The 2033-nt window shown below is 34.1% G+C and carries 2 protein-coding genes; both read right to left on the reverse strand.

The genetic code is table 11. The features are described 5' to 3' along the window. Positions 1 to 166: 166 nt before the first annotated feature. Entirely contained in the window at positions 167 to 733 is a 567-nt protein-coding gene (locus tag FTV32_RS16730) for a plasmid replication DNA-binding protein (RefSeq protein ID WP_225531289.1), read from the reverse strand. A gap of 105 nt (positions 734 to 838) precedes the next feature. Beyond that, positions 839 to 1846 (reverse strand): replication initiation protein, encoded by a 1008-nt coding sequence (locus tag FTV32_RS16735; protein ID WP_004967300.1) that lies wholly within the window; start codon positions 1844 to 1846, stop codon positions 839 to 841. Positions 1847 to 2033: the final 187 nt, after the last annotated feature.

Here is a 2033-nt window from a genome sequence, read left to right on the forward strand (position 1 = left end):
ACCTTATACGAAATGTGTTATAATTTTCCTTAGAAATCAATGCTGTAGTTTCTAGTTTATAGCCCAATCACACCCGATTGGGCTTTTTTTATGACTTTTCACGTTCCACGCTTAATAAGTAAGCAATGTTCCACACTTTTGTTTAGCTAAAAATAACAATAAAACCTTACTCATCTGTAAAAACTGCCCGAGCTAAACGGCCCAATAATCCCCTTTTTTTAGGTTCCGGTTCAACGTGTTCAGGAATAGGTATACGCTTGTTGTCTTCCCCAAAAGTAGTCAATGCGTCATAGTTCGACTCAATCTCTGGCCGAGGATCTGTTGCTATATTTAGATTAGTAGATTCATTTAGCTTACTAGTATTTTCTTGTTTTGGCTGTTCTAAGGTGCCTTTAAACTCAATTCTATGAGTGAGATCTTCAATATGTTGCATCAAAGACTTTTCTCTTTGATTTGCTAAATCTAACTGATTTTTGAGTAAAGAAATTTGATCTTTTAATACATTTTCAATTTCAGACTGAACGTGTACCTGTACATCCTTCTGGACTTGTTCAGTACGTGTACTGGACTGAACACTGACTGGATTGCCATAAACTCTGATAAGTTCCGATAAGTCTATAAGTCCATCATGATCTCTTGATAATTCACCACTTTTTATAGATTCATAGATTGTTGTTCTTGATTTTTTAAAAGCTTTACTTGCGTCCATTATGCTAAATTTTGTTTTGTTCAATGTAATCCCTCAGCGCGTGTTTAAGCATGTTCATCTGAACATCTTAGCTGAACATATATCTTATTTTGAATTAAATCGTACTTTTCTAGGTATAGCAGCAATTTTTCAAACTTTTTGTTCAATAGTAAAGTCGATATTGAATTCTGCTAGTTTTTCAATCCATCTATTACCTTCGTTATTTTTAAAATCAATTTTTATTCTTTCTACTAATTCGTCTGTAGTCTCACCAGATTCTTTGAATCTCAAGCTCAATTCTTCACTTTGAATTATCGTTAAATAAACCATTTTTGCAGTTATTTTATTTTGCTCTTGGTTACTACCAGTTTCACTTTGTTGATTAGCTCCAATAGTTTTCTTTTTTCTAACTATAAAATTAACATGACTAGCTTTGCGTCCTTCTTTCTTGACTGCTTTAAACTCAATAGTAAGTTCTGTTTTAGAGTTAATGTCATCAATGTGGGGTTTAAGAATAGTACTTTTGAAATCTCTATATTCTGGGTATGAATTTTCTGCCAGACCTAAAGCACTTTTTAATTCTTTGATGGATACATCGAAATTAGACCGAAATTCATTTTGTACCAAGAATGGGTAAAGTTTTAAACCGTGACCATGTAAGGCAACAGCCGATTTAACTTTAAATTTTGTATACGAATTTTGTTTATTAAAAACATACATAATGTATAGGGCAAAATGCGTGAAAGAAATATAAAAACATCCATCCTTGTATGAGCATGTACTAATGAGTCTTGTTCGAATATCTCGATCTTTTCCAGGATGATAAAAAACTACACTGTGGTCGTAGAGAGCATCTACTACTCGGTTTAAGGCTACATAAGCACTGCTTGGCTTTAAGCCCGTCAATTCAGCATATTCTTTAGCTGTTACAGTGAATTCTGTTGTTTCATTGGGATCTGATGCTAGCCGAACTTTAGGGCTAAAAAAGAATAGCAATTTTAGAATATCGTCTTTTGGTGATTTCTCATGCTTCAATTGCCAGAAAATATTTTGAAAGACAGCATAGTCTTTTGGATAACGTTTGGCAGGTGCTGAAAGAGGAAAAAGAGATTTGTCATGTTCCTCAAAATTTTTAATTTTCTTTAATGATACAGCCATCTAAAATCACTATTCTTCTATTATGTGGTGGTATTTTCAATGCTACTTACCCCCACTTATTAAGTCAAGCATATCTTGATTACCACCTAACATTTCGCCCCCACTAACCTAACATTTCGCCCCCACTAACCTAACATTTCGCCCCCACTAACCTAACATTTCGCCCCCACTAACCTAACATTTCGCC

The organism is Acinetobacter sp. YH16032, assembly GCF_013417345.1.
Taxonomy (GTDB): Bacteria; Pseudomonadota; Gammaproteobacteria; order Pseudomonadales; family Moraxellaceae; genus Acinetobacter.